Origin of the sequence: Paenibacillus phyllosphaerae (assembly GCF_014192105.1) — a bacterium.
Lineage (GTDB): Bacteria > Bacillota > Bacilli > Paenibacillales > Paenibacillaceae > Paenibacillus_Z > Paenibacillus_Z phyllosphaerae.
In genome coordinates this window covers 294,127-317,299 of record NZ_JACHXK010000003.1, presented here as the reverse complement: position 1 = coordinate 317,299, position 23,173 = coordinate 294,127, and the positions used below count along the sequence as shown (strand labels likewise).

Sequence of the window (23,173 nt, the reverse complement as noted above, 5' to 3'; positions counted from 1 at the left end):
CAGAATGCAGACTGCCCGGATGATCGTCTCTTTGCTTTTTCCTATTCGAATCTCTAAGCCGTGGCGGCTACCAGATCCTCCAGCGCCCGTTCATTGTGCTGGATGCGTTCGAGCACATTGGCATTCTGGTTCACCAGCACATTCAATGTAGCAGCCAGCTGCTGCAGCGTTGCCGTCGTCTCTTCGCTGACCGAAGCCAGATAGGTCGAAGACTTCTCGATCGTCTCCGAGGAAGCGGCGACCGACTGAATGGAACCGTCATAGTTGCTCGCTTGCCGGTTCAACTCGATAACGGATTCGTTAATCTGCATGAAAATTTCTTTGGTCTCGACCGCCATCCGCAAACATTGCTGCATCTGTAAGGCGATGGATCGCATGTTGCTCTGCGTGCTGTTCGAGGTGGAAGCAACGTTGTTCAGATTGCCGGAGATCTGCTCGGCTGCTTGCGCCGACATGTCGGCCAGCTTGCGGATCTCGGAGGCGACAACGGCAAACCCTTTGCCCGCTTCGCCTGCTCTGGCTGCTTCAATACTGGCATTCAGCGAGAGCAAATTGGTCTGAGAGGCAATCTCTTGGATCGTCGAGATGAGCTGGGCAGACGAGTGAACCTGCGCAGCCAGCTTGTCCACTTCAGTGGCAGCATGCTGTACTTGGCCTTCGAACTCGGTGATGAGGGAATAGAGATCACCGACGATGCCTTCTCCTTTACCCGAAGAATCCGCCGCGTGCTCGGTCATGGAGCGCAGTTGGTGAAGCGATTGGAACATGACCTGCAGCTGCTCGTTGCTCGTGCGCACGGATTCGGATACCTCGAGCAGCACTTCCGTTTGCGACACGGCCCCGTCGGAAATATCCTGGACCGCTTTGTTCATCTCCTTGAAAGACACCGCATTCTCGCTGCTGCCGGCAGAGACCGTTCGCATATTATCCGAGATCACCATAACGCTGTCACGCAGCATGGCGCTTTGCCCTTCGATTTTGTGGAGCAATTCTTGCGTCTCCGTTTGCGTAGCGCCGAGCTGACCGAGCATGCGGTCGGCAATCTTCTGGAAGCTGAGCAGCGTAATGCTGATCACCAGGTAGAAGAAAACATGCGCAATGATATGATCGGGCTTCAATCCGAACTGGTCGCCGTTATAGAAATAAGCGCCGAGCAAGACCGCGCCTGCAACAAAGCCGGTGGAGAGCACTTTGCGATTCATATATACGAGCGAGACCGCCAGAATAAAGTAAACTTGCAGAACATTCACCACGCTGGGGATAACGAATGAGGTGACCAGGAAAATAACGGTCAGCATACCGACTGCCACGTACGGGACAGCCCTCTCCTTCACGCTACGAAAATGCATAAAACCGACTACGACAATCGACGTCACGTCAACGGCAATGAGCGTCAGCTTGCGGGTCATGTCCAGCGAAATCGAAAAATACATCAGTGCGGCAAGTACAACCGTAATCGTTAAAGCGATAAACACGAGACGGTTCTTCAAGCGTAAATCTTCTTGCAATATTGCGGTCATTCTGTCCATAGACCCACATCCCCAATTGTATTGACCACTTGCTGTTTCTAAAGCACTAGTTCGCAGTGTATCATCGTAATATTACTTCGCTAAAACGGTCATGACAAGATGATAAAAGTAGAAATTCGTCAATTTTTGTCGCCTTATTATCCGAACAAAAAAAGAAAAGGAAATTCCCGCATAACCTCCGGAAATCCCCTCTTCCTAAACGTTAGGTTGGACTATAAAATCCCTTCCCGGAACGGCCGGGTAAGCGAATCCTGAGCCGCGGTTCGAGCAACCTCGAGTTTCTCGGCAAATAAACGGAATTGCGTGCTTGCAGAAACAGACCGTTCCACAAGCCGATCAGCCAACCGAGGGTCATTGGCTGCGACGATATAGTCCGCCAGACCGAGCGCTGTCATAAGGTCGAAGCTCTTGAACCGGTAACCGATGCAGACGAACGGCACATTCGCGGCTGCCGAGAGGAGATTGGCATGCAGCTTGAAGTTGATCGTTGCCGTGAACTCGGATAACAGCTGCACATACTCGGAAGCCTTGTACACCTTCGTGTCGAGCGTCGCATGTTCCGGATCGCCGATCTTGCGATAGAGTCGCGTCAGCGCTTCACCGTCCGGTCCCCATACCCCGTATAGATACAGTCGGTACCCTTGATTGATTAAGGCCTTGCCGGCTAAGGCGAGCGCTTCCTCTACCTCGGTTTCATTGCCGCCATAGATCTTGTTGTACGAGGTCCCCCAATTGATCCCGATAACAGGCGAGGCACCGCGCCCGCGCTTCTGGCGCGAAACTTCGGCTGCTCCCAGGCTCGAAGTCATCAAGAGCGCCGGATCGCCGCTGATCGCGACACGCTCCACCGGAGCGCCGAGCGATTCCAAGTAATCGATCGTCCAAGGTCCTCTCACGCCGCTGTATGCCGAATGCTTCAGCAGCTCAGCCAGCTTCTTGCGATACGGCTCGCTTTCGACAGCTCGATCGGGCATGGCTCCGCCGTCAGGTCCGGTCAGCAGCCGATGCAGCCGATCATGTCCGCTTCCCCAGATGACCGCTTGCTTGCCCCTCTCCAACGCTTCGTGCATGAGCTCCACATAACCGGGGATGAGAAGCGAGCCGCCGCCCAGAACGACCGTATCGTACAAGCCGACATTCTTCCAATCTACGCCCGGAACGGACGGAATAACGCGAGCTTGCCCGTCATCCACATAGTCCGCTGCCAGATCGCGGAAAACTTCCCACATCCACTCGTCCCCTAAGTTATGGAAGCCGATCCATCCCAAATATAAAATGCTGCGCATTCGTCAGCTCACTCCCCCTTCATTGTGTCTGCCGGCGGATGCAGGGCCTAGAAGCGAGACGTAGAGCTCTTTCATCGCAGTAGCCTTGTCATGGATATTGAATTGCGACATCGCCCATCCCCGCGCATCCCGCCCCAACTCGGCCAGCCGTTCCGGCGAGGCGAAAGCATGGCGCAAAGCGCTTGCGATCAACTGCTCATCCGGGCGCTGCTTGGACGCATGATCGCCGAAATAATAGCCCCATGCCTCCTCGTAAGATTCCTTCTCCACGAGGCCGAAGTAGCCGTGGTTGCCGATCGCCAGCACCGGCTTGCCGCATGCCATCGCTTCGAGCGCCACGCGCCCCGTCCCGACAACCAGGTCGCCTAAACCGTAATAGCCGCGCATATGCGTCTGACTGCCGACCATATGGACGAAAGTTGTGCCGTAATCGTTGTTGGCTGTGCCCGCAAGCTCCGCAATCGCCCCATATTGATTCCCGCTCCCGGCGACGACAACATGCAACGGGAGCCGGTCTTCCATCCGGACCGACCGCGCCGCTCGGATGAGCATGGCGCATACGGCCGCTTTATCCCAGGCCAGCCTTGAGGCATAGACGATAACCGGTTCATGAGACGGAATACCGAGCGATTCGCGCAGCTCCACCGAGGGCGCAAAGTGAAATTGTTCAAAATCGACGCCGTTGGCAATCAGTGCCGACGGAATGCCTTGGCGCGCCAAGTAAGTTTGCACCGGCACGCTTACGCTTACAAATGCGCAGCCGTAGTCCGACATGAACCGCAGCTGATCCGGAGCATAATAGGCCCCATGCACGGTGAATACAACCGGAATTCCGAGCCGGCGGGCAGCGGCTGCCGCATACAGTCCGGACGGGGTCTGATGGACATGCACAAGATCGATTCGGCGATGACGCATGACTTGCAGCAGCGCAAGCTCGGTATCTTCCTTCCACTGCGGCGCGAGCAGCTGCTCGGCCGTCAGGTCGACGTAGTGGATCGGGCAACCGGCTCTTGCGAACGCCTCGTAGAGGACGCCGCCCGCTCCGGCATAGGAGGGCTGTATGCCTAGGGCAGGGAATGTTTTGATCAAGCTCAGCACATAGGTTTCCGTTCCGCCTACAGCCAGGCTGTCCATGACCTGCAGCACCCTAAGGCGGCTACTCATCATCGCGCTCCGCCGCGGATTGGCCGAAGTATTGGCGTGAGCGTTGCTTGAGATGCCTGCGATAGAAGTAGAGCACATCCGTCAAATTCTCGACATTGCGTGCCCCAGGCCGGATCGACTTGGCAATGAATTCATAATCCTCTGCTCCTTCAATGCGGCGCGTATGCCCTCCGATCCGATCGAACAGTTCGCCGCGGAACATCGTCGTGCCGTGACAGATGCAGTGCCCTCCAGCCGCATAGGTTCTGCCGATCTGCTCTCCATACCGAAGCCACCTTGCCGGTGACCGCCGATCAGGCGAGCCGTCCTCGAATACCTCGTAGTTCGTGCCGAGCAGCTCGATGTGCGGATGCTCTTGGAGATAGCGGACCTGCTTGGCCAGCCGATCCGGATGGGAGAGGTCATCCGCATCCTGAATGGCGATGAATTCTCCTTTGGCCAGGAACATGCCTGCCGTAACTGCGCCTGCATATCCCGTATTGCGGGGCAGCCGCATCGTGTAAATCCCTTGACTGCCGGACAGCTCCGCTTCGTGCTGATTCAGCCAATGCGTGACAAGCTCATACGATCCGTCTGTCGAAGCGTCGTCAATGACGATCAGCTCCCAGCTCGGATAAGTCTGATTGAGGATGCTGTCCAAGCATTCCTTGACGTAAGGAAGCTTGTTATAGACGGTGGTCACTATGCTGACCAGGCCTGGCACCCGTGGATATGACACCTTCATCTCCCCTTTCAACGCCTAAGATAAGTTGCGGACGTAGGCAATAAAACGAATTTGCACTATGGCATAGCTGCCGTTCTCATAGCCGTATACTTCGGACGTCCGCAGCGTGACCGCAGCAGCGTCCACCGAAACCAGTACGCCGCTGATGGTCTCAAGCGCGCTTGCCAACTGAACCTGCTTGCCGATTAGCCCCTGCAGCTCCTCGATCATCGTTCCACCTGCTTTCCGCTCAGTTGGAACGACACGACCTGCGAGAGCGGTACAAGCACGCTCGTCCCACCGGTCTCCCGCAGCCGCACATGATCGCCTCCGACGCTCTCGATTGCCCCTTCTACGGTACCTGCCGGCGTCATCAGCTCCGTGACTTTGCCGGAGTGACGGTCCAGCGTCTGCTGCATGCGCTGCAGATCTCCTGATGTTCCTCTATCGATGGCCCCGAATGCAGCCTTCAGCTCTTCCCGAATGATCCGGCGTAATTCGTCCTGATCCTGCTCGGCCGGTACAGCCGTAAACGTCTCTTTCCCCGCGAACGCAGGGTAAACGATGCGCGCCAAACCTTCCATATACTCCTTCAGCTCTCTCTCATTCACAATAATTTTCATGGTTCACTCCCATCCTGATCGCTAATCTATGAAAATCGCATTCTAAGTCGTTACATTGTATACAACTAAGATAGGGAACGTTCGTCGCAGCCGCCTTATTTTGCTGGAAATGTTCGGTTATCACTGCAAAAAAGGCACCGCCCTTATCGGGCAGTGCCATTGCAACGTGCTCTTGCATATTCTGGCTGCTTGCTTGTTCGTCCGCCGCTAGTCGATTACTTCTCGTACAATTCGATCGGCAGCTCATCCGGATCGCTGAAGAAGGTGAATCGCTTCCCGGTCGTCTCGTCAACGCGGACAGGCTCGACGTTAATGCCATGCGTCGTCAGCTCCTGTATCGTCTCGTCCATATCGTCCACCTCGAAGGCCAGATGTCGCAAGCCTCTCGCTTCGGGGTAGCTCGGGCGCTTCGGGCTGTTCGGGAAAGAGAAGAGCTCGATCTGGCTTTGTCCGATGTGCAGATCCAATTTGTAGGAATCCCGCTCGGCACGGTATGTCTCCTGAATGATGGGCAGACCGAGAATCTCGACATAGAACCTTTTGGATACCTCATAATCGGAACAAATAATAGCGACATGATGCAGATGATTCAGCTTCATAGACAGAGTAATCCTCCTCGTATGCGGTTAGTCCCCGCTGCGGTACTTCAGCGGTGTCGTGCCGACGATTTTTTTGAACACTGCGATGAAATACGAAACGTTCGGCAAGCCGACCTCAATGCCGATCCGCTCGACGGGCAGCGTGGTTGTCCGAAGCAGACGGCAGGCCTGCTTCATCCTTCTGGCCGTGACGTAATCCGTAATGCTGCTACCGGTCTCCAGGCGGAACACGCGCGAGACATAGAATTTGGACAGGTGCATCTCGTCTGCCAGGCGGTCCAACGAGAAGTCTTCGGCATAATGCTGCTCGATCCATTGCATGATGGCCTCCGCATAACGCAGCGGCCTATGCGTATTGACTGATAGCGCTTCTGCGGCTGCAGTCGAATCTGCTGCACGTTCCAGATGCTGAACGAGCTGAAGCATGAACATCGTCCAATCTTCGGCGGAATCTGCTTTTTGCATCCGTTCATAAGCATGGTCGTACAGCCATTCCACCTGCTGCATCAGGGCCTCCAGATCGTAAGCGACTTGGGCTGACTGCTCCTGCCACATCCTGCGAAACCGTTCGCTTCGCCTCGGGAAGCCCGTCAGCAGCGAAGCCGTCATGATCGGGTCCAGATAGATGACCGTCCTGACGTAAGGGTGATTCATGCTGACGTCCGCATGTACGTTGTGCAGCTGATAGGGCTGGAAGAAGAACATCATGCCGCGTCGGATCTCGTGCGCCACCTGATTGACGATGACGGTGCCGCGTCCTTCATGGACGAGCAGAATCTCGCAGCATTGATGCCAGTGATAGAATCCGCGGAATTGCTGGTCGGCGCGGCCTTTGTAATACCAGATCGGGTCCCCCCGATCGAAGAAGACGGGATCGAACGGCTGCTTCAAACGGAAACCTCCATTGCCGACAATTAAACAACATTTTCTCATATCGCAGCACAACTTTTCCAGATGCTAGGGAGCTACAATTCAAGGTGAAACGGCTTGCGCCGTCCTCTTGCGGCGTATTAAGTTTCATTCCGGAGACATAGAGGCTGAAGTATAAATGTGAAACTTATACTATCCTATATGTAAAAAAAGCCAAGGAGGCACTTTATGAAAAAGCTAGAGGCTGCAGCAATAGTAAAGAAACTCGAAACGAAAGTCGACCGGATGATCGGGCAGATCGGGAGCAAGTCACCTCATTTTGCAGGCGCTGACGGTATCTACGATGACAGCAGCACCGATTGGTGGACGAGCGGCTTCTGGCCGGGAATCTTGTGGGTCATGTACGATATGACCGGGCGATCGCATTACAAAGAGGCCGCTTGGCTGTGGGATGAACGGCTCGCGCAATGGTTCGACGCGCCGTCCGAGGGGCTGCACCACGATGTCGGATTCCAATTCTTGTCGACGGCCGTGATCAAACATACGATAACCGGCGATCCGGATGGTCTTCGGCGCGGGCTGCAGGCAGCGAATTATTTGGCAGGACGATTCAATCCCGCAGGCAGCTTCATCCGCGCTTGGAACGGGGATGCATTCGGCTGGGCGATCGTCGATTGCATGATGAATATCTCGTTGCTGTTCTGGGCGAGCCGCGTAACCGGCGATCCGCGATATCGGAATATTGCGATTCGCCATGCCGAGACGACAATGACCTACGGCGTTCGCGAAGATGGTTCGGTGAAGCATATTCTCTCTTTCGATCCTACAACCGGCGATTATCTGGAGAATCTTGGCGGTCAAGGAGCAGCGGCTGATTCCGCGTGGAGTCGAGGAACCGCGTGGGCGCTGAACGGCTTCACGAATACCTATCTGAACAGCGGAGATGAGCGTTTCTTGATCACGGCCAAACGTATCGCCCATTTCTTCATCGCTTCGTTGCCCGACGATTATGTGCCGCACTGGGACTTCCGGCTGGAGCGCTTCGAGAATGAGCCGCGCGATTCCTCGGCATCCGCTATTGCGGCCTCGGGCTTGCTCACGCTGGCGGACGCCGTTCCGGCCAAGGAAGCGCATCTTTATCGGAACGCCGCGCTGAACATCCTCCATTCGCTTAGCGAACATTACGCCACCTGGGAATCGCCTGGCCAGGAGGGCATTCTACTGCATGGCACCGGCCACCGTCCGCAGCAGCATTTCGTCGACGGGTCTCTAATCTACGGCGATTATTACTACGTCGAAGCAATTGCTAAGCTGAACGGTGCGAAGCATAGTCTGTATGTGTTCGGGAGCGGCGAGTAGATTAATCTAGGAGAATGCAAATAAGGAGGGGCGCTCGATGTCGCGCTCCTCCTATTCCTGCTGTTGCCTCCACATTTGACCATTCCACGATAATGGATCGCCAACCTGCGCCTCCGCAGCTACTTTTCCTAAGGGCACGAGAACCACTCTTCCTTCGACCAGCAGTTCGGCGTGCTCCGTATGTCTCGCATGCAAGATCGCAATCCGCCGAATCCGGCACTTCGCTTCGTTCTCCAAGCTTCTTGCTCCCTTCGCCATGCGGCCTGTATAAAAAAAACAGCCGGCTGCCCGGCTGTTCGTTGGTATCTTCATTATATCTTAATAGGTATGTAACGCCATAATCTCAAGCGAATCTCTCAGTTCCTCCAGCTCTTGCTTGGACAACAGCTTCATCCCTTGGAACAAATCCCGAATTTGCGCGTCTCCTACCAGCTGGCTTAGTTCGATGATCGGTGCTTCGGCTTCCGGATGAAAATTGGATTGTACGGACATAACATTCATTCCTCCTTGATCGATGTACTGAAACGCCTTCATGGTGAACCAAAGGAGGACAAGCTTGATGCTATCCTTCGGCAGCTGGCTGACACTCGTAAACGTAGTACGTTTACCTTAGTCCCTGTAGCTTTGCGTCGCTGGCTTTCGCCAGGTTTGCCATTTCGAGCAGTCTCAATACCTATATTTTACTTGAAGCCCATCCATTTGACCAGACTTTGGAACCAGTACTTCGTGAAAATTTTGTACCTATAGGCTGAATTTTGGCTGAACGTTAGGTCACAGTTCGATAGGGGGATTGGCTTACGTACGCAGCCGTGAGATTGGCCATGCAGCAATGAAGCTGCTTGCCATGCAGCAATGAAGCTGCTTGCTATGCATGCGATTGACTTCCCGCTGCCAAGAGGAACATAATGAAAGAGGAATTTCAGCAAGAAACTTACATAAGGTTAGTTGTTTAAGGATGGAGCCGTATTCCAGATTAAGGAGGTGTGCCATTCTGATTGGTTTGCATCCATGGTCCCTATACCAGGAGTGCAGCATTCAGTTAGGCGAATCACAATGAAAATTGCAGATGGACTTACGATCCTGGAGCTTCATATTAACAACGGCGTCTATAACCTCGTACTCCTATCGGATGCGAATTGCGCCGTGCTCGTCGATACGGGCCTGCCTGGCAGCGGCGATGCGCTGAAATCGCTATTGACGCAAGCCAATGTGGATGCAGCCGCATTGAGCGGCATTATACTCACCCATCAGGATATCGATCATATTGGCGGCTTACCGGCATTCCTTGACCAGAAGCTGAAGGTTTATGCTCATCCGAGCGAACAACCTTACATTAACGGCGAGCAGCAGCTCATTAAGGTGAAGCCGGAGCGAATGGACGCCATCTTGTCTCAGCTGCCGGAGCCGCAACGCGAACAGTTCGAAACCGCGTTCTTAAGCGGCAGCCGGAACAATGTGACGGATTCCTTGGAAGACGGGCAGGTTCTTCCCCTTGCAGGCGGCGTGACGGTCATTCATACGCCGGGGCATGCACCGGGTCATATTAGCCTTTATCATGAACTGAGCCGAACGCTGATCGCTGGGGACGCGATGGTCGTCGCAGGCGGCGAGCTGCACGGACCGGTACCGAACTTTACCCCGGATATGACGACAGCGCTTGCTTCGCTGGGCAAGTTCGCCGCTTACCCGATCGATACGGTCATCTGCTACCATGGCGGCGTGTATCGCGGTAATGCGAATCAACGGATTGCTGAATTGGCAGCGCAGTCGGATAAGTAAAGAATGACGGATTCTACGCCGGCCAGCGCCGGCACTCCTGCCGTTCGTTTCCTATGGACGATGGCCGTCGCCTTGATCGGCGGCATACTTTTCTCGCTGCTGTCCATCCCCATCCCCTGGCTGCTAGGACCGATGCTAGCGATATTCCTGTTCTCCCGCACCAAGGTCGCGATCCGGCCCTACTGGCCGCAGTCGGTGCGCAATACCGGAATGATTATCGTCGGCTATTCAATCGGACTAGCATTTACCGCGTCGACGGTCGCGCAGATCGGCGAACAGCTGCCAACGATGGTGCTGATGACGACGCTTCTGCTTGTGTTCTGCGCAGGGATCGCGTGGACGATCGCGAAGCTTGCCGGCCTGCCGTTCCCGACTGCAATTACGGGCAGCATTCCGGGCGGACTTACCCAGATGGTTACGCTCGCGGACGAGACCGAACACATCGACGTGACGGTCGTGACGTTCCTGCAGGTATCCCGGCTGATGATGATTATATTCATCGTGCCGATGCTGATCTTCAGTCCCTTGTTCGGCGGCCAGCATGATGCGGCAGAAGCGATAGCGTCCCATTCGGGAAGCTGGTCGGCCTTGTTCCCCGGCATCTTGAGTTACGCTGTCATCTGCACTGCGGCTGCCTTGATTGGCAGACGGATTCATTTTCCGACCGCCTTCATGCTATGTCCGCTGCTCGCGACTGCTGCGCTCAATTTGATTGGCCTGGAAGGACCGCCGCTGCCTGACGACATTCTGTCGGCTTCGCAGTTCATGATCGGCGGCTATATCGGCATGCTGCTGAAGCCCGAGCAGCTGCAACAGAAGCTGAGAATCATCACGCTAGCGCTCGTCAGCGGCGCCGTGCTGATCTCCGGCTCGATCGGTCTTAGCCTGCTGCTCATGCAATTGCATCCGGAGCTATCGGCAGCGACCGCGTTTCTAAGCCTCGCCCCCGGTGGGATGGATCAGATGGGCATAATCGCGCATGAAGTAGGCGCGAACCTCGCTGTCGTCACCTGCTATCAGCTGTTCCGCACCTTGTTCATATTCCTCGCTGTGCCGCCCTTGTTGCGCATCCTGTTCATCGGGCTGCAGCGGCGGGCTAGGCAGCAGGCTTAACCTGTCTGAAGGAAGCCCTGTATCGTGCAGATGCAGGGCTCTGCTGGCTGCCGTCCAATAGGTTTCACATATGTGACTAGTAAATAATGGTGAATCCTCTAACGGTAAATTATGGTCCCTCCCGCATTTCGCCGATCTGCTTGCACTCCCCTGCTAACGAACTAGACACGAAGACTCTTGCCGAGCATTGTGGACGCTAATCGCTGTCATTCTAGCAGGTCTTTGCGTCTATCCCTAGTAAGATACCTGGTTGCTATAATAGCGGTATCATCACGATTATAGCTATCTACCGGGGGGACATCATGACCGCACGACCAAAGAGAAACCTAGTTAAACGCTATGCCGCCTTCTACTTGTGGCTGCTAGCCGCACTCCTCTTATTCTTGTCCAGTACGAGCGTATTAGCGGCTCCGAAAGACCGCCAAGCGCCTACGGCTCCGAGCCTTCTCACAGCTGCACAAGTCACGGAGACAACCGTGGATCTTACCTGGAAGGCTTCTACCGATCAAGTCGGAGTCGCCAAATATTTGATTTACCAAGGCACAGGTCAGATCGGAACCGCTGTCTCTACCGCATACAAAGTGACCGGATTGAAGCCTGGAACGGCATACAGCTTTACGGTGATAGCTGCCGACGCTGCAGGCAATATCTCCGCGGCCAGCACGGTGTTACGCGTTACGACGCTTGCGGCAACGACGACTACGACGCCGCCTACTGTCGTAACAGCATCGAAAACCGTCATCGGCTACTACACCGGCTGGTCCACCTACAACGGACTACAAGTCGCCTCCATTGACGGCAGCAAGTTGACGCATATTAACTACGCGTTCGCCAATGTGGGTACGGATCTTCGAATCGCGCTGAGCGATCCGTATGCCGACGTTGAAAAACGGTTCCCGGATGATCTCGCCACCGATCCGTTCTTCGGTAACTTCAACCAGTTACTGAAACTGAAGAAGAAGTACCCGCATCTGAAGACGCTGATCTCCGTCGGCGGCTGGGGCGGTTCCGCGCAATTCTCCAATGCTGCGCTGACAGATACCTCCCGTACGACATTCGCAGACAGCGCGGTCGCCTTCATCGTGAAATACGGATTCGACGGCGTCGATATCGATTGGGAATATCCGGTTGCCGGAGGCGATGCAGGGAATGTGAATCGTCCTGAGGATAAAACGAACTTCACGCTGCTGATGCAGAAACTCCGCGAGAAGCTGGACGCTCAAGGCGCGAAAGACGGCAAGACGTACTTGCTCACCTTCGCCGGCGCCGCAAGCAGCGGCTATCTGAACAACATTGAACTTGGCAAGTTGCAGGCTGTCGTCAACTACGTCAATGTGATGAGTTATGACCTGCATGGCACTTGGGAGACCAAGACGGGGCTCAATGCTCCGCTGTACAAGGATCCGGCAAGCGGCTTTACGTGGGAGACGAGCGTGAACGACGCGATTGCGCTGTACCGTAATGCCGGCGTCCCTGCTGCCAAGCTGGTGATGGGTCTGGCCTTCTACGGCAGCAAGTACGATAACGTGACGAATGCGAATAACGGTCTGTATCAAAGTTTCTCGGGCGGCTCTTCCGTCACCTATGCCTCGCTCAAAACCAACTATATCGGCCAAGGCTATACACGCTATTTCCATACGGAAGCCAAAGTGCCGTATTTGTTCAACGGTTCAAGCTTTATTACGTATGACGATCCGGAATCGCTGGGTTACAAAACCGCCTATATTAAGCAGCAGCAGCTGGCCGGCGCCATGATCTGGTCGCTCGGCTATGATACCGCGAATAGCGAGCTGCTAACGGCAGTCTATCAAGGCCTGCAATAATAACTCTCTTATACGTTTTAACTTGCCTCTCTTGCGTGCTTGCGCAGGAGAGGTTTTTTGTATAGCAATCGCTTGCAACCGGCTTATGGAACACTCTTCCATTCCCGCTTCCGAATCGGTACAATGTTAGTGAACGACGTTTCTATGCTTCACGACTTAACGAGTATCCAATAGAGAGGAATATGCCGGATATGATCATTCAACCGAAAACGCGCGGATTTATTTGTACGACAGCTCATCCTGAGGGCTGCGCAGCACAAGTTAAACGGCAAATTGACTATGTGAATGGACAACCTGCAATCGAAGGGCCTCGCAGCGTGCTCGTAATCGGCGCGTCGACCGGATACGGGCTTGCCTCGCGTATCGTTTCTGCTTTCGCGGCCGGAGCCAATACAATCGGCGTCTACTTCGACAAAGCCGCGGAAGGGTCGCGGACCGCTTCGGCTGGCTGGTATAATTCGGCTGCATTCGAAGAGGCTGCGCAGCAAGCCGGACGCAAATCGTACAGCATTGTCGGCGATGCCTTCTCAAGCGAGATCAAAGCGCAGACGATCGATCTGATCCGCGCCGAGTTAGGAGCCGTCGATCTGGTCATCTACAGCGTCGCTTCGCCTCGCCGCACCCATCCGGTGACGGGCGAGACCTTCACCTCCGTCATTAAGCCGATTGGCGATACGTATACGAATAAGACCGTGAATTTCCATTCCGGCGAAGTGTCTCTTGCCACGATCGAACCTGCCTCGGAGGAAGAAGTCCAGCAGACGGTAGCCGTTATGGGCGGCGAAGATTGGCAAATGTGGATCGACCAGCTTCAAGCAGCCGGCGTGTTGGCCGAAGGCGCAACAACCGTTGCCTACTCGTACATCGGACCTGAGATTACGCACGCCGTTTACCGCGAGGGTACGATCGGACGAGCCAAGGATGACCTCGAAGCGACGGCATTGCGATTGAACGAGCAGCTGCGCCCAGGCAGCGGACGAGCCTTCGTGTCGGTGAATAAAGCGCTGGTGACCCAGTCCAGCTCCGCGATCCCTGTCGTTCCGCTCTATATATCCGCACTCTATAAGGTAATGAAGGAGCAGGGCTTGCACGAGGGCTGCATTGAACAAATGTACCGGTTGTTCGCCGAGCGCCTCTATGGCACGGAATCCGCGGCTGTAGACGAGCGCGGACGCATTCGGATCGATGATTGGGAAATGCGGGAGGAAATTCAAGCCAAGGTGGCGAAGCTGTGGTCGGCGCTTACGACAGAGAATGTATATGAACTGTCGGATCTCGCGGGATACCGGCGCGAATTCTTCCAGCTGTTCGGCTTCGAGACGGACGGCATTGATTATGAGACGGATACGAATCCGGACGTTGCGATTCCGAATCTGCGCTAAGTTCGTATAAGCAATAGCGAGGCCCCCGGACATTGTCTTCATGACGTGTGCCGGGGGCCTTCTTTTTCTTTTTGAGGTGTCTCATTAAAAGCTAGGATTTGCCGACTCCACCCATGTATCGTCCGGCACTTGATCGCTGCTAAGCTCATCATCTACAAAGAAGCCCGTCCGATCGTGTCTGTCCGTATCCTCATAACGCGTTCTTTCGTCGCCGTCGGTTTCGATATCCAACTTGCGGTCCGTCATGCGCTCGTTCCTCCTCTTCCTTCCATACTCGTGTAAACAACCTTAATTACCATGCACAAGCTCGGGATGAAATATGCCACTGCCGACGATGATTGGCGTGAATATGCAACTTCCCCTGCTTGCGTTAATAATTCCGGTCCAAAGCGTACATGTTAGGGATAAGATCTTTACCGGGAGGCGCCTGATTTGAATAATGCGACAACGGAAACGAAACTCTCTATCTTCGCCCTTGGCGGCGTGCAGGAAATCGGGAAGAACATGTATGTGGTCCAATACGGTAAAGATATCGTGGTCGTCGACTGCGGTTCGAAATTCCCGGATGAAAGCCTGCTAGGCATTGACTTGATCGTCCCGGATATCACCTATCTGATCGAGAATAAGGACAAGGTGCGGGGCCTTGTCATCACGCATGGCCACGAGGACCATATTGGCGGTATCCCTTATATTCTGAAGCAGTTGAATATGCCGATCTATGCCACTCGGCTGACGCTCGGTCTCATTGAAGGCAAGCTGAAGGAGCACGGCCTGCTCGGGAATACGCGGCGGATTCAGATCGATTCGAATTCGATCCTTTCCCTAGGCGCGATGACGCTCAGTTTCTACAAGACCAATCACAGCATTCCAGATTGTCTCGGCATCGTATTCGATACGCCGGAAGGCACCGTCGTCCATACGGGCGACTTCAAATTCGATCTTACGCCGGTTAATGGACAATATGCGGATATGCATAAAATGGCCGAAATTGGCAGCCGCGGCGTGCTCGCGCTATTGTCCGAGAGCACGAACGCCGAGCGTCCCGGATTCACGCCTTCCGAGCGGATTGTCGGCGAGAGCATCGAGGAAGCTTTCGTCAAAGCGCAGCAGAAGGTATTCATCGCCACGTTCGCCTCGAACGTCCACCGGCTTCAGCAAGTGATCGACGCCGCGCACAAAACGAGGCGTAAGCTTGCGCTGCTCGGCCGAAGCATGCTGAACGTCATTACCATCGCCAGCGAGCTCGGCTACTTGAACGTGCCGGACGGCATTATTATCGAGCCTGGCGATATTAATCGTCTTCAGCCGCATCAGGTCGCCATTCTATGCACGGGAAGCCAAGGCGAACCGATGGCAGCGCTCTCGAGACTAGCCCGCTCCAATTACCGTCAAGTCACGATTGATGCCGGGGACACGGTCATTCTCTCGGCAACCCCGATCCCTGGCAACGAGCGGAATGTCGCCCGGACGGTAGACAATCTGTACCAACTAGGCGCCAAAGTCATTTATGGTTCAGGCTCGACGACCGGCATGCATGTCTCGGGCCACGGCAGCCAGGAAGAGCTCAAGCTGATGTTGACGCTGATGAAACCCAAATATTTCATTCCGATTCACGGGGAATACCGGATGTTGTATCAGCATGGGCTGCTCGCTCAGTCGGTCGGTGTGGAAGCGGACGATATCTTCATCGTGAATAACGGTGAGGTCGTCGATATTGTCGACGGCGCGGCGCGCAAAGGCCGCCGGGTTGCGGCTGGCAGCACGCTGGTGGACGGGCTCGGCATCGGCGATGTCGGCAATATCGTACTGCGGGACCGCAAATTGTTGTCTGAAGACGGCCTGCTTATCGTCGTACTGACCTTGAGCAAAATCGACGGCAAAGTGCTGTCCGGCCCGGATCTGATCTCGCGCGGATTCGTCTATGTGCGGGAGTCGGAAGGGCTGCTTGAGGAAGCGAATCGGATTGCGCTCAATACGATCAGCAACTTCAAAACGGAGAATGTAAACGCCAATCAGTGGAATGTGTTGAAGACCGCCATGAAGGAAGCGATCGGACAGTTTCTGTATACGCAGACGAAGCGTAGGCCTATGATTCTGCCGATAATAATGGAGGTGTAGGCTACCTCCCCCTTTACCCCACCGGCGGGAGATAAAAGGGCTGCGCCCTTATTGAACCCGTTTATTTCACCTCGCCCCTTCCTACCTTGTCACCTCGCCCCTTCCCCCTCCATTGAGGGGAACCAGAGGGCAACCGCCCTCTGGACACCCGTAATTGGCGAGATACGGGACGCGGCCGTCTTCGATGTGTCCTATTGGCGTTGGACCGCTTTTGTCCCAGCGGATTGGTTTGCAAGTCAATTAGACTTGCAGCATTCCGCTAAGTGAGACAAAGCTCTGGTGCGAGCTTCGTACGTTACTTTGGTGCCTTGGGGAGCAGACTCGGCGAGTTCGAGCGTGAATACATTTCAGCGTGCTGACACTCGCTTGACGTCCACTTTGTGGACACGCTTGCCTTTCGAAGAGAAAACCGCCTTGGAGCTGCGCTCCTAGGCGGTTTTTGATATTACCCTTTGGGTAAATACTGGCGGATCCAGTTGCCGAACCCTTTGGGGCTGCGGCTTTGGACTAACACGACGCCTTCGCCGCGGAATCGGCATACGATCGCTTCGCCGCTCGTGATGCTGCTGATCCAACCTTTGGACGCTTTTTCGATGCGATAATCCATGTAATCCGGCCATGCGACGAGATGCCCGTTATCGATGACCATCTCTTCGCCCGCCGCCAGATTAATAGCATGGATGGCTCCGTAGGACGAGATGAACACGGTGCCGCGGCCGCTGATCTCCACGATGAAGAAACCTTCGCCGGACAGGAAGCCGCGCGCGAGATTCTGCATCTGCGTCTTGACCTGAATGCCGCTCGTACAAGCAAGGAAGCCGTCCTTCTGCACGAGCAGCCGGTACGAACCGTCAAGCTCGACCGATTGAATATCGCCGATCGCCGAAGGCGCCAGCAGCACTTCGCCCCCGCGACGTTCTGCGACAAGCTCCTGGAAGAAGAAGGACTCCCCGCTGAGCATGCGCCCGAGGCCGCGCATAATGCCGCCGTCCATCGTCCCCTTCAGCTCCAGACCAGGCGACATCGATACCATCGCGCCTGATTCCGCTTTAATGCTTTCCCCTGGAGCAAGCTCTACTTTCAGCATGGCAAATGCCCCTTGGTATAAAATTTCATGTCTCATCGTTCTATTCCCCTCCCACGATTTTTCGCTAAAGACTCAACCTTATTATACCAATGTCTAAGGCGTCGAAGACAGCCGGGACAACTGGTTATACATGCTCCAGAGCGAGAATTTCGCGAATATCCGATTCCGTCAATGCCGCCGTCACGTCATCGCCGGACGGAATGACTTCATCGATCAGATTCTTTTTCCGCTCCTGCATATCGAACATCTTGTCCTCGACGGTTCCTTGGCTCACTAGCCGAATGACCTGTACGACCTTCTTCTGGCCGATCCTATATGCGCGGTCCATCGCCTGCTGCTCGACCGCCGGATTCCACCACAGATCGTAGAGAATGACCGTGTCCGCACCGGTCAGATTGAGGCCTGTACCTCCCGCTTTAAGCGAGATGAGGAAAAATTCCTTCTCTCCTTCATTAAATCGGCTGCACAGTTCCACCCGCTCCGAAGCCTTCGTCTGGCCGTCCAAATAAAAGAACGGAATCCCCTGCGACGCCAGCTCTCGGCTGATCATGCCCAGCATCTCGGTGAATTGGGAGAAAATAAGCGCTCTCCGGCCGGCGCTCCGGCATTCGGCCACCAGCTCCAGCAGCTGCTCCAGCTTCGCCGAGCCTCCCTCGTAATCATCCACGAATAGCGAAGGATGACAGCAGATTTGGCGCAGTCGCGTAATGCCGGCCAATATGCGGATCCGATTGTGCTGAAACCCGGATTCGTGCAGATGCTTGACCGTCTCGGCCCGCAGCTTCGCTAAGTACGAGACATAGGCTTTCTTCTGTTCAGGCAACAGCTCGGTAGCGACGACGGACTCGATTTTCTCCGGCAGCTCGGTCAGCACGTCCGCCTTCAAGCGCCGCAGCATGAACGGGCGCGCACGCCTAGCCACAACGGCGCGGGACAGCTCGCTGAACGCTTTGCGGCTTGCGAACAGCTCCGGGAATACCGTGTTCATGATCGACCACAGTTCCTCGATCGAGTTCTCGATCGGCGTCCCCGTCAAAGCGAACCGGTGCCGCGCCTGGAGCGTCCTGACCGCTTGAGCGGTCTGCGTCGTATAATTCTTGAACGCCTGCGCCTCATCAAGCAGCAGCGTATGGAATTGATGGGTGGCATAGGTCGCCAAGTCTCTGCGCAGCAGAGGATAAGACGTGATCACCGCATCCACATTCGTCAGATTGCGCAGTGCCCGCACGCGTTCTTCCCTTGATCCATCCACAATGACAGTACGGATCTCCGGCGCGAATCGCTTCAACTCATTATTCCAGTTATAGACGAGCGACGCGGGGGCGACTATGATTGCGGGTTGCCCTTGCTCCCGGATCTCCGGCAGGACGGAGACGAGGAATGTAATGCTCTGGATCGTTTTGCCCAATCCCATATCGTCGGCCAGTATGCCTCCGAACCGGTAATGCGCCAGCGTCTTCAGCCATTGGTAGCCGTAGGCCTGGTAATCCCGCAGTATCGGTACCAGCTGCTCCGGAACAGCAAAATCCATATGGTCCGGATTGCGCATATGCTCGAGCATCCGCCGGAACGACTTGCCCAGTTGGATGGCTTTGCCGTTCTCCTGTTCGTCGATCAGATGCAAGCCGCGGACAACCGGTACCTTGAAGCGCGGCCCGCTCAGCTCTTCGCGGCCCATCCCCATCGTGTTGATGAAACGGGCGATCTGCTGCATCTCTTCGCTCTCGAGCGGCAGGAAAGAGCCATCGGCCATCCGGTGGAACCGCCTTTTCTCCCCGATCGACTTCAGCACCAGCCGAATCTCTTGATCCGAGATGCCGGTCAGCTCGAATTTGAATTCCAGCCAATCGGTCCGCTCATCCACGTCGACCTTCACTTTAGGCGGCGTGTTCGGAATATAGATACGCCTTCTTACGGCAGAAGTGGCATAGACGCTCAGCAGCTTCTCCAGCTTCGAGACGGTATGATACAGGAATTCGTATTCCGCGTCTTCGTCGGTCAGGAAGAATCCGCCTTCGGTCTGGATGAAATCGCATTGCGCCATAATCGCGAGTATCTGCTGTTCGCGCTCGCCGTCCCGCACCAGAATCCGATCCGCCGCACGCGGCTCATACCGGTCCTCGAGCGGGTTAATGACAATCTCCCCGTACTGGAATTCCAGTCCGGCGAGCAGCCGATCCCGAATACGGTCCAAGTACAGCTTGGCCTTCAACGGGGTCTGGACAATACGGTCCGATACGGCTTGGTCAATATGGACGATGCCGAATTTGGTCAGCCCCGGCACGACCTTCTCCATGAATGGCTCCATCTGCTCCGGCGCCAGAAGAAGCTGTTGCTTGCCGGAAGCATCGAGCATATTTTTGAGCTCGGCCAATCTTTTGCATGCCGCGGGCGCGAGCTTCACCAGATGGCCCTCCGCAATGACGGTGTCGTAGGCTTCCATGACGGTGATATCGTTTAATCCTTGGACATCCAGCTCATAATGCGCATCGGCCGTAGGGTGAAAGTTGAAATGGACCGGCAGCGTTTCTTCGGATAACGCAAGAGTCGCAGCTTCCCGACCGGGCGGAATGAGCCTCACCATCCGTGCTTCGAGCAGCAGCGGCAGCAGCTTCTCCCAATCTGACGGCGGGATCAGCAGCATCCGGTCGCCGCTCTTGCTGTACGCTTGGCTGAACGGGTACTGCGACGTTTCCCGGTACAGCTGCTCATTCCGATAAATCTGGATAAGCTGGGTTAGCACGGCGTCGTCTTGCGGGTCAAAGCTGTGCTGCCGCGGATTATAGGTGAAGCTCTTGGCGAAAGGCTGCTCCATCCTCCGCTCCAGTCGGTCGAGGAAACCTCGAATCTGCTGCACGATGTAGGTCCGCTTCGGCCCGACTTTCAGCTCGATGCCGAACATATATTTGCGATAGCCGTATGCGAAGGTCGAGCACATGAACTCGACATCGATCCGTTCTCTCGAATCGAGCAGCACCCGATTGCTGCTCGTAATGGGCCTGGCTTGCTCGCTGAACAGCCCGAGGATGCTGCTGACGAGCGCTTGGTCTTGAGCGGAGGTGCCGCCGAACGATTCCGGCTCTTCCTCAAGGTTCGGTTCATCGAGCAGCTGGAGGAGCGCGGCCGCGACGTGACCGCAATATTTGTCATCCGGGTCGAAATCCGGGCAAGTGCATGCCGCGACCACTTCTTCCCGTCCGATTCGCGCATGAATGCGGTGATCTCTGCCGTTGTCATGAACGATCGCCTCGTATTCCCGCGATGCGGCATCGAATCGGAGGATTCGGGCATGCCCTGCCGAATAAAGCGCCTCCCCTTCTTCGAAGGCAAATCGGCCGCACAGCACGCGTATATCGTCATCGTTATATGGTAAGCGCATGGCTTGAATCCTTCCTGCACAAGTGTTTGTTCCATCATAGCAGAAAATAAGCAGCGATGAAGGACTTACGCCAAGTATAGCAAAATAGCATTGACAGGAGAACGTATGTTTTATAAATTGGTTGTAAGTTCCATAATAGATTCCAATTGGTAGAATTATCGTCTTGCCGCTAGTATGGCAAGGGACGAATAATCGTTGCAGTCATGAGGGAGATACGTATAGATGAGATTCGATTTATGGGTGAATGACAATATAGCGGAAGGCGCCTGCACAGTCCAGCTCAACGGCAAGCTGCTCATTCCCTTCTTGCCGCTGCTGGCCGCCGCCGGGATCATGGCCGAATTCAATCTACTATCGGGGAAGATCCATATGGAGAGTGAAGATGGCGAAAGCGTGCTTATCGGCCGCGTGGGGCGTAAAGCGGTGGATTTCGGCGATCGGGATTTCGAGTTGGATTATCCGGTCAGGCTTGTGGAGGGACAGCCTTATGTTACGCTGCCGAAGTCAGGACAGCTGGCCGATTTTGACTTCCGCGTCCAACCTGAGGAAGGGCTCGTCCACCTGACGCGACTCGGATTCGGGCAGATGGAAGAGATCCAATCCCTGTTAGAGGACTATTATCGCACGAACGATCCCAAGTTGTTCACCTCCGATAATCCTGCCCTTTCCTATGTGCCGCTCCCTTACGAGACTAGTATGCCTCTCACGCGATTTTCGGTGACGATTCTGCATATCCGTTTCGAATCCCAGGAGGAAGCGCAAGCGCAAGTCAGCTGCGTGCGGGATCGTCCTTTTGTCCACGTCCGCAGAACTTGCTTCGTCAACATTCGGAAAGAATTAGGCAAATGGAAGGTCGCCCACGAATTCCCCAGGGAAGTCACTCAGGAATTACCGGATAATCTGCAGGATACGGCCGATCGGCTGTCTTCGGAACATCCCGATCAAGTAACGCAGCTGTTCGAATCGCTCTCGATTTATTTCAAGGCCATGGAAGATCAGGACTTCGATCAGGCCATTCGTTATACGGCTCCAAGCAAGATTCGTTTGTATGCGCACCGCAATTCTTCCGAAACGTTGGAGGCTCATCTGCAACGGACAGCAACCCGCAAGGTCGAACGTCTGCTGCAAGGACGCCTCGTCTATCTGGAGCACGGCGAAGCGGTTATCCTGGGTACCGTCGAGCGGTACGTCTTAAGGGACGCAGAGCGCAGAGGCCCGTATACAGACGAGCAATTCATTTATATGGAGCTAGACAGAGAACGTTGGACCTTCTGCGAAATGCATCGCTTCGCGCCTACCAACATCATTCAACCCGTGAGTCGCTAATCGGGCAGCCCCGATGACATCTAACAGGAGGAATACCGACATGAATGACCGCACCTTGGCTTATTCGAATCAAGAGCTGCAAGTTCTGGGACTCTCTTACGCAGAAGGATTTACGTGCGCCCCTTTCACAGCGGAAGAGCTGATTCGGGAGGAACGCCTGCTTGGCGTTACATTACCGCCTTTGCTTGTTCAACTTCTCCAGCAATCCAATGGCTTCTGGATCGAATTCAATCAATTTCATTATGTGGACCGATATGGACGGGCCTCGTACGAGACGATTGATGGCTTTCGGCCGATCAGCAAGGATAACCATCACGCCATTGGTTGGCACACCCACGATATGCGCGGGCAAATCATTTCCGCTTATGACGTCCCCTATTATCCGCCTCTTGAGGTGGTTCAGCATTATTCCGATGAAGCGATCGACCCGGACGAGCTAGAGTTCGGCTATGGCGATGAAAAAGAAGATCACTTGTCGGACGAAGATTGGATGACGATCAAGCATCTGAAGCATATGGTATTATTCGCCTTCGGCAATCATGTGAGCTTCGGATTGAACTATTACGACCTGGATGCAACCGGACAGCCGAGCGTCTACTTCGTCTATGATGACGGTGAAATGTTCGTGCATAAATTAGCTGATCATTTCGAGGATTTCATTAGCGGATTGTCGTTCCCCAGCGAGGATTACTTGTCCTATGGTTTCAAGGATGTACCGGAGCTTGCGCGATTGGCAAGCGAGTTAGGTTCCGCGTTAGGGCTTACGTTCGTAACGGAGACGAATGAATACAAAGCCGATCTCATTAATAGGGAGGGGCATCTGGCAACGCTCTATCTGTCCGAGCGGAATAAGCCGCATTTGCTGCCTGCCTACACGACTCAGCTCTACGTGGATTCGGATGATGCTACAGCCGCCGAGCTAGTCCGGCATGCCGTAGAAACCGTCTCATACGAGCATATTCGCATCAATGATCCTGCGAGAACCCGATTCCAGGATTACGTCGCCTATATGAGACAACAGAGCGAGGAGTGA

At 54.9% G+C, this 23,173-nt stretch carries 21 protein-coding genes and 1 riboswitch; of the genes, 8 read left to right on the top strand and 13 right to left on the bottom strand.

Features of this window, described 5'->3' with window-relative positions; genetic code table 11:
- Positions 1–53 precede the first annotated feature (53 nt).
- The 8 genes from FHS18_RS09105 to FHS18_RS09070 all read right to left on the bottom strand — a co-directional run bounded on the left by FHS18_RS09105 (position 54) and on the right by FHS18_RS09070 (position 6,795).
- Positions 54–1,529, bottom strand: coding sequence for a methyl-accepting chemotaxis protein (locus tag FHS18_RS09105; protein ID WP_183599228.1), 1,476 nt, complete (start codon positions 1,527–1,529; stop codon positions 54–56).
- Between the two features lie 212 nt (positions 1,530–1,741).
- Positions 1,742–2,815, bottom strand: a complete 1,074-nt coding sequence (locus FHS18_RS09100; protein ID WP_183599226.1) for a polysaccharide pyruvyl transferase family protein — start codon at positions 2,813–2,815, stop codon at positions 1,742–1,744.
- 3 nt (positions 2,816–2,818) lie between these two features.
- On the bottom strand, positions 2,819–3,982 hold the full coding sequence (locus tag FHS18_RS09095) for a glycosyltransferase (RefSeq protein WP_183599224.1): 1,164 nt from the start codon (positions 3,980–3,982) through the stop codon (positions 2,819–2,821).
- The gene (locus FHS18_RS09090) at positions 3,972–4,697 is read right to left on the bottom strand and encodes a glycosyltransferase (RefSeq protein ID WP_183599222.1); all 726 of its coding nucleotides are present in this window, start codon (positions 4,695–4,697) and stop codon (positions 3,972–3,974) included. The genes FHS18_RS09095 and FHS18_RS09090 overlap by 11 nt, the downstream gene beginning before the upstream one ends.
- A gap of 21 nt (positions 4,698–4,718) precedes the next feature.
- The gene (locus FHS18_RS09085; protein ID WP_183599220.1) at positions 4,719–4,913 is read right to left on the bottom strand and encodes a hypothetical protein; all 195 of its coding nucleotides are present in this window, start codon (positions 4,911–4,913) and stop codon (positions 4,719–4,721) included.
- Positions 4,910–5,305, bottom strand: a complete 396-nt coding sequence (locus FHS18_RS09080; RefSeq protein ID WP_183599218.1) for a DUF2642 domain-containing protein — start codon at positions 5,303–5,305, stop codon at positions 4,910–4,912. The genes FHS18_RS09085 and FHS18_RS09080 overlap by 4 nt, the downstream gene beginning before the upstream one ends.
- 215 nt (positions 5,306–5,520) lie before the next feature.
- The gene (gene gloA2 / locus FHS18_RS09075; RefSeq protein WP_183599216.1) at positions 5,521–5,904 is read right to left on the bottom strand and encodes an SMU1112c/YaeR family gloxylase I-like metalloprotein; all 384 of its coding nucleotides are present in this window, start codon (positions 5,902–5,904) and stop codon (positions 5,521–5,523) included.
- Between the two features lie 27 nt (positions 5,905–5,931).
- Positions 5,932–6,795 carry an AraC family transcriptional regulator gene (locus tag FHS18_RS09070; protein ID WP_183599214.1) on the bottom strand — a complete coding sequence of 288 codons (864 nt, stop codon included), beginning with the start codon at positions 6,793–6,795 and terminating at the stop codon, positions 5,932–5,934.
- A gap of 207 nt (positions 6,796–7,002) precedes the next feature.
- Between FHS18_RS09070 and FHS18_RS09065 the strand changes: the two genes are divergently transcribed.
- Positions 7,003–8,133: a glycoside hydrolase family 88 protein gene (locus tag FHS18_RS09065; RefSeq protein WP_183599212.1), complete on the top strand. Its 1,131-nt coding sequence runs from the start codon at positions 7,003–7,005 to the stop codon at positions 8,131–8,133.
- Positions 8,134–8,184: 51 nt separating this feature from the next.
- Here the strand turns inward: FHS18_RS09065 and FHS18_RS09060 are convergent, their stop codons facing one another.
- Positions 8,185–8,370 (bottom strand): hypothetical protein, encoded by a 186-nt coding sequence (locus FHS18_RS09060; RefSeq protein ID WP_183599210.1) that lies wholly within the window; start codon positions 8,368–8,370, stop codon positions 8,185–8,187.
- 81 nt (positions 8,371–8,451) lie between these two features.
- Positions 8,452–8,625 (bottom strand): hypothetical protein, encoded by a 174-nt coding sequence (locus FHS18_RS09055; protein ID WP_183599208.1) that lies wholly within the window; start codon positions 8,623–8,625, stop codon positions 8,452–8,454.
- 76 nt (positions 8,626–8,701) lie between these two features.
- Positions 8,702–8,796, bottom strand: a riboswitch (cyclic di-GMP riboswitch).
- A 390-nt stretch (positions 8,797–9,186) separates the two neighbouring features.
- Here FHS18_RS09055 and FHS18_RS09050 point away from each other — a divergent pair.
- From FHS18_RS09050 to fabV, 4 genes are all read left to right on the top strand, one after another.
- Entirely contained in the window at positions 9,187–9,912 is a 726-nt protein-coding gene (locus FHS18_RS09050) for an MBL fold metallo-hydrolase (RefSeq protein WP_183599205.1), read from the top strand.
- A gap of 3 nt (positions 9,913–9,915) precedes the next feature.
- Positions 9,916–11,025 carry an AbrB family transcriptional regulator gene (locus tag FHS18_RS09045; protein ID WP_183599203.1) on the top strand — a complete coding sequence of 370 codons (1,110 nt, stop codon included), beginning with the start codon at positions 9,916–9,918 and terminating at the stop codon, positions 11,023–11,025.
- 302 nt (positions 11,026–11,327) lie between these two features.
- Positions 11,328–12,848: a glycosyl hydrolase family 18 protein gene (locus FHS18_RS09040; RefSeq protein WP_183599202.1), complete on the top strand. Its 1,521-nt coding sequence runs from the start codon at positions 11,328–11,330 to the stop codon at positions 12,846–12,848.
- Between the two features lie 191 nt (positions 12,849–13,039).
- Positions 13,040–14,230, top strand: a complete 1,191-nt coding sequence (fabV, locus tag FHS18_RS09035; RefSeq protein ID WP_183599200.1) for an enoyl-ACP reductase FabV — start codon at positions 13,040–13,042, stop codon at positions 14,228–14,230.
- A gap of 84 nt (positions 14,231–14,314) precedes the next feature.
- Here the strand turns inward: fabV and FHS18_RS09030 are convergent, their stop codons facing one another.
- Positions 14,315–14,476 carry a hypothetical protein gene (locus FHS18_RS09030; protein WP_183599198.1) on the bottom strand — a complete coding sequence of 54 codons (162 nt, stop codon included), beginning with the start codon at positions 14,474–14,476 and terminating at the stop codon, positions 14,315–14,317.
- Positions 14,477–14,662: 186 nt separating this feature from the next.
- Between FHS18_RS09030 and FHS18_RS09025 the strand changes: the two genes are divergently transcribed.
- Entirely contained in the window at positions 14,663–16,348 is a 1,686-nt protein-coding gene (locus tag FHS18_RS09025) for a ribonuclease J (RefSeq protein WP_183599195.1), read from the top strand.
- A gap of 445 nt (positions 16,349–16,793) precedes the next feature.
- Here FHS18_RS09025 and FHS18_RS09020 read toward each other — a convergent pair whose 3' ends face one another.
- Both FHS18_RS09020 and FHS18_RS09015 read right to left on the bottom strand, forming a co-directional pair.
- On the bottom strand, positions 16,794–17,471 hold the full coding sequence (locus tag FHS18_RS09020; RefSeq protein ID WP_183599193.1) for a TIGR00266 family protein: 678 nt from the start codon (positions 17,469–17,471) through the stop codon (positions 16,794–16,796).
- An 88-nt stretch (positions 17,472–17,559) separates the two neighbouring features.
- A complete protein-coding gene (locus FHS18_RS09015) occupies positions 17,560–20,814 on the bottom strand; it encodes a DEAD/DEAH box helicase (RefSeq protein ID WP_183599191.1) in 3,255 nt (1,084 codons plus the stop codon).
- Between the two features lie 222 nt (positions 20,815–21,036).
- On the opposite strand from FHS18_RS09015, the gene FHS18_RS09010 reads away from it, so the two are divergent.
- Entirely contained in the window at positions 21,037–22,140 is a 1,104-nt protein-coding gene (locus tag FHS18_RS09010) for a hypothetical protein (RefSeq protein ID WP_183599189.1), read from the top strand.
- Positions 22,141–22,180: 40 nt separating this feature from the next.
- Positions 22,181–23,173 carry an SMI1/KNR4 family protein gene (locus FHS18_RS09005; RefSeq protein ID WP_183599187.1) on the top strand — a complete coding sequence of 331 codons (993 nt, stop codon included), beginning with the start codon at positions 22,181–22,183 and terminating at the stop codon, positions 23,171–23,173.

Bases quoted from the DNA above. Each gene is read 5' to 3' on its own strand.
- FHS18_RS09105 (WP_183599228.1), bottom strand. From the start codon at position 1,529: ATGGACAGAATGACCGCAATATTGCAAGAAGATTTACGCTTGAAGAAC.
- FHS18_RS09100 (WP_183599226.1), bottom strand. From the start codon at position 2,815: ATGCGCAGCATTTTATATTTGGGATGGATCGGCTTCCATAACTTAGGG.
- FHS18_RS09095 (WP_183599224.1), bottom strand. From the start codon at position 3,982: ATGATGAGTAGCCGCCTTAGGGTGCTGCAGGTCATGGACAGCCTGGCT.
- FHS18_RS09085 (WP_183599220.1), bottom strand. From the start codon at position 4,913: ATGATCGAGGAGCTGCAGGGGCTAATCGGCAAGCAGGTTCAGTTGGCA.
- FHS18_RS09080 (WP_183599218.1), bottom strand. From the start codon at position 5,305: ATGAAAATTATTGTGAATGAGAGAGAGCTGAAGGAGTATATGGAAGGT.
- gloA2 (WP_183599216.1), bottom strand. From the start codon at position 5,904: ATGAAGCTGAATCATCTGCATCATGTCGCTATTATTTGTTCCGATTAT.
- FHS18_RS09065 (WP_183599212.1), top strand. From the start codon at position 7,003: ATGAAAAAGCTAGAGGCTGCAGCAATAGTAAAGAAACTCGAAACGAAA.
- FHS18_RS09055 (WP_183599208.1), bottom strand. From the start codon at position 8,625: ATGTCCGTACAATCCAATTTTCATCCGGAAGCCGAAGCACCGATCATC.
- FHS18_RS09050 (WP_183599205.1), top strand. From the start codon at position 9,187: ATGAAAATTGCAGATGGACTTACGATCCTGGAGCTTCATATTAACAAC.
- FHS18_RS09045 (WP_183599203.1), top strand. From the start codon at position 9,916: ATGACGGATTCTACGCCGGCCAGCGCCGGCACTCCTGCCGTTCGTTTC.
- FHS18_RS09040 (WP_183599202.1), top strand. From the start codon at position 11,328: ATGACCGCACGACCAAAGAGAAACCTAGTTAAACGCTATGCCGCCTTC.
- fabV (WP_183599200.1), top strand. From the start codon at position 13,040: ATGATCATTCAACCGAAAACGCGCGGATTTATTTGTACGACAGCTCAT.
- FHS18_RS09030 (WP_183599198.1), bottom strand. From the start codon at position 14,476: ATGACGGACCGCAAGTTGGATATCGAAACCGACGGCGACGAAAGAACG.
- FHS18_RS09020 (WP_183599193.1), bottom strand. From the start codon at position 17,471: ATGAGACATGAAATTTTATACCAAGGGGCATTTGCCATGCTGAAAGTA.
- FHS18_RS09015 (WP_183599191.1), bottom strand. From the start codon at position 20,814: ATGCGCTTACCATATAACGATGACGATATACGCGTGCTGTGCGGCCGA.
- FHS18_RS09010 (WP_183599189.1), top strand. From the start codon at position 21,037: ATGAGATTCGATTTATGGGTGAATGACAATATAGCGGAAGGCGCCTGC.
- FHS18_RS09005 (WP_183599187.1), top strand. From the start codon at position 22,181: ATGAATGACCGCACCTTGGCTTATTCGAATCAAGAGCTGCAAGTTCTG.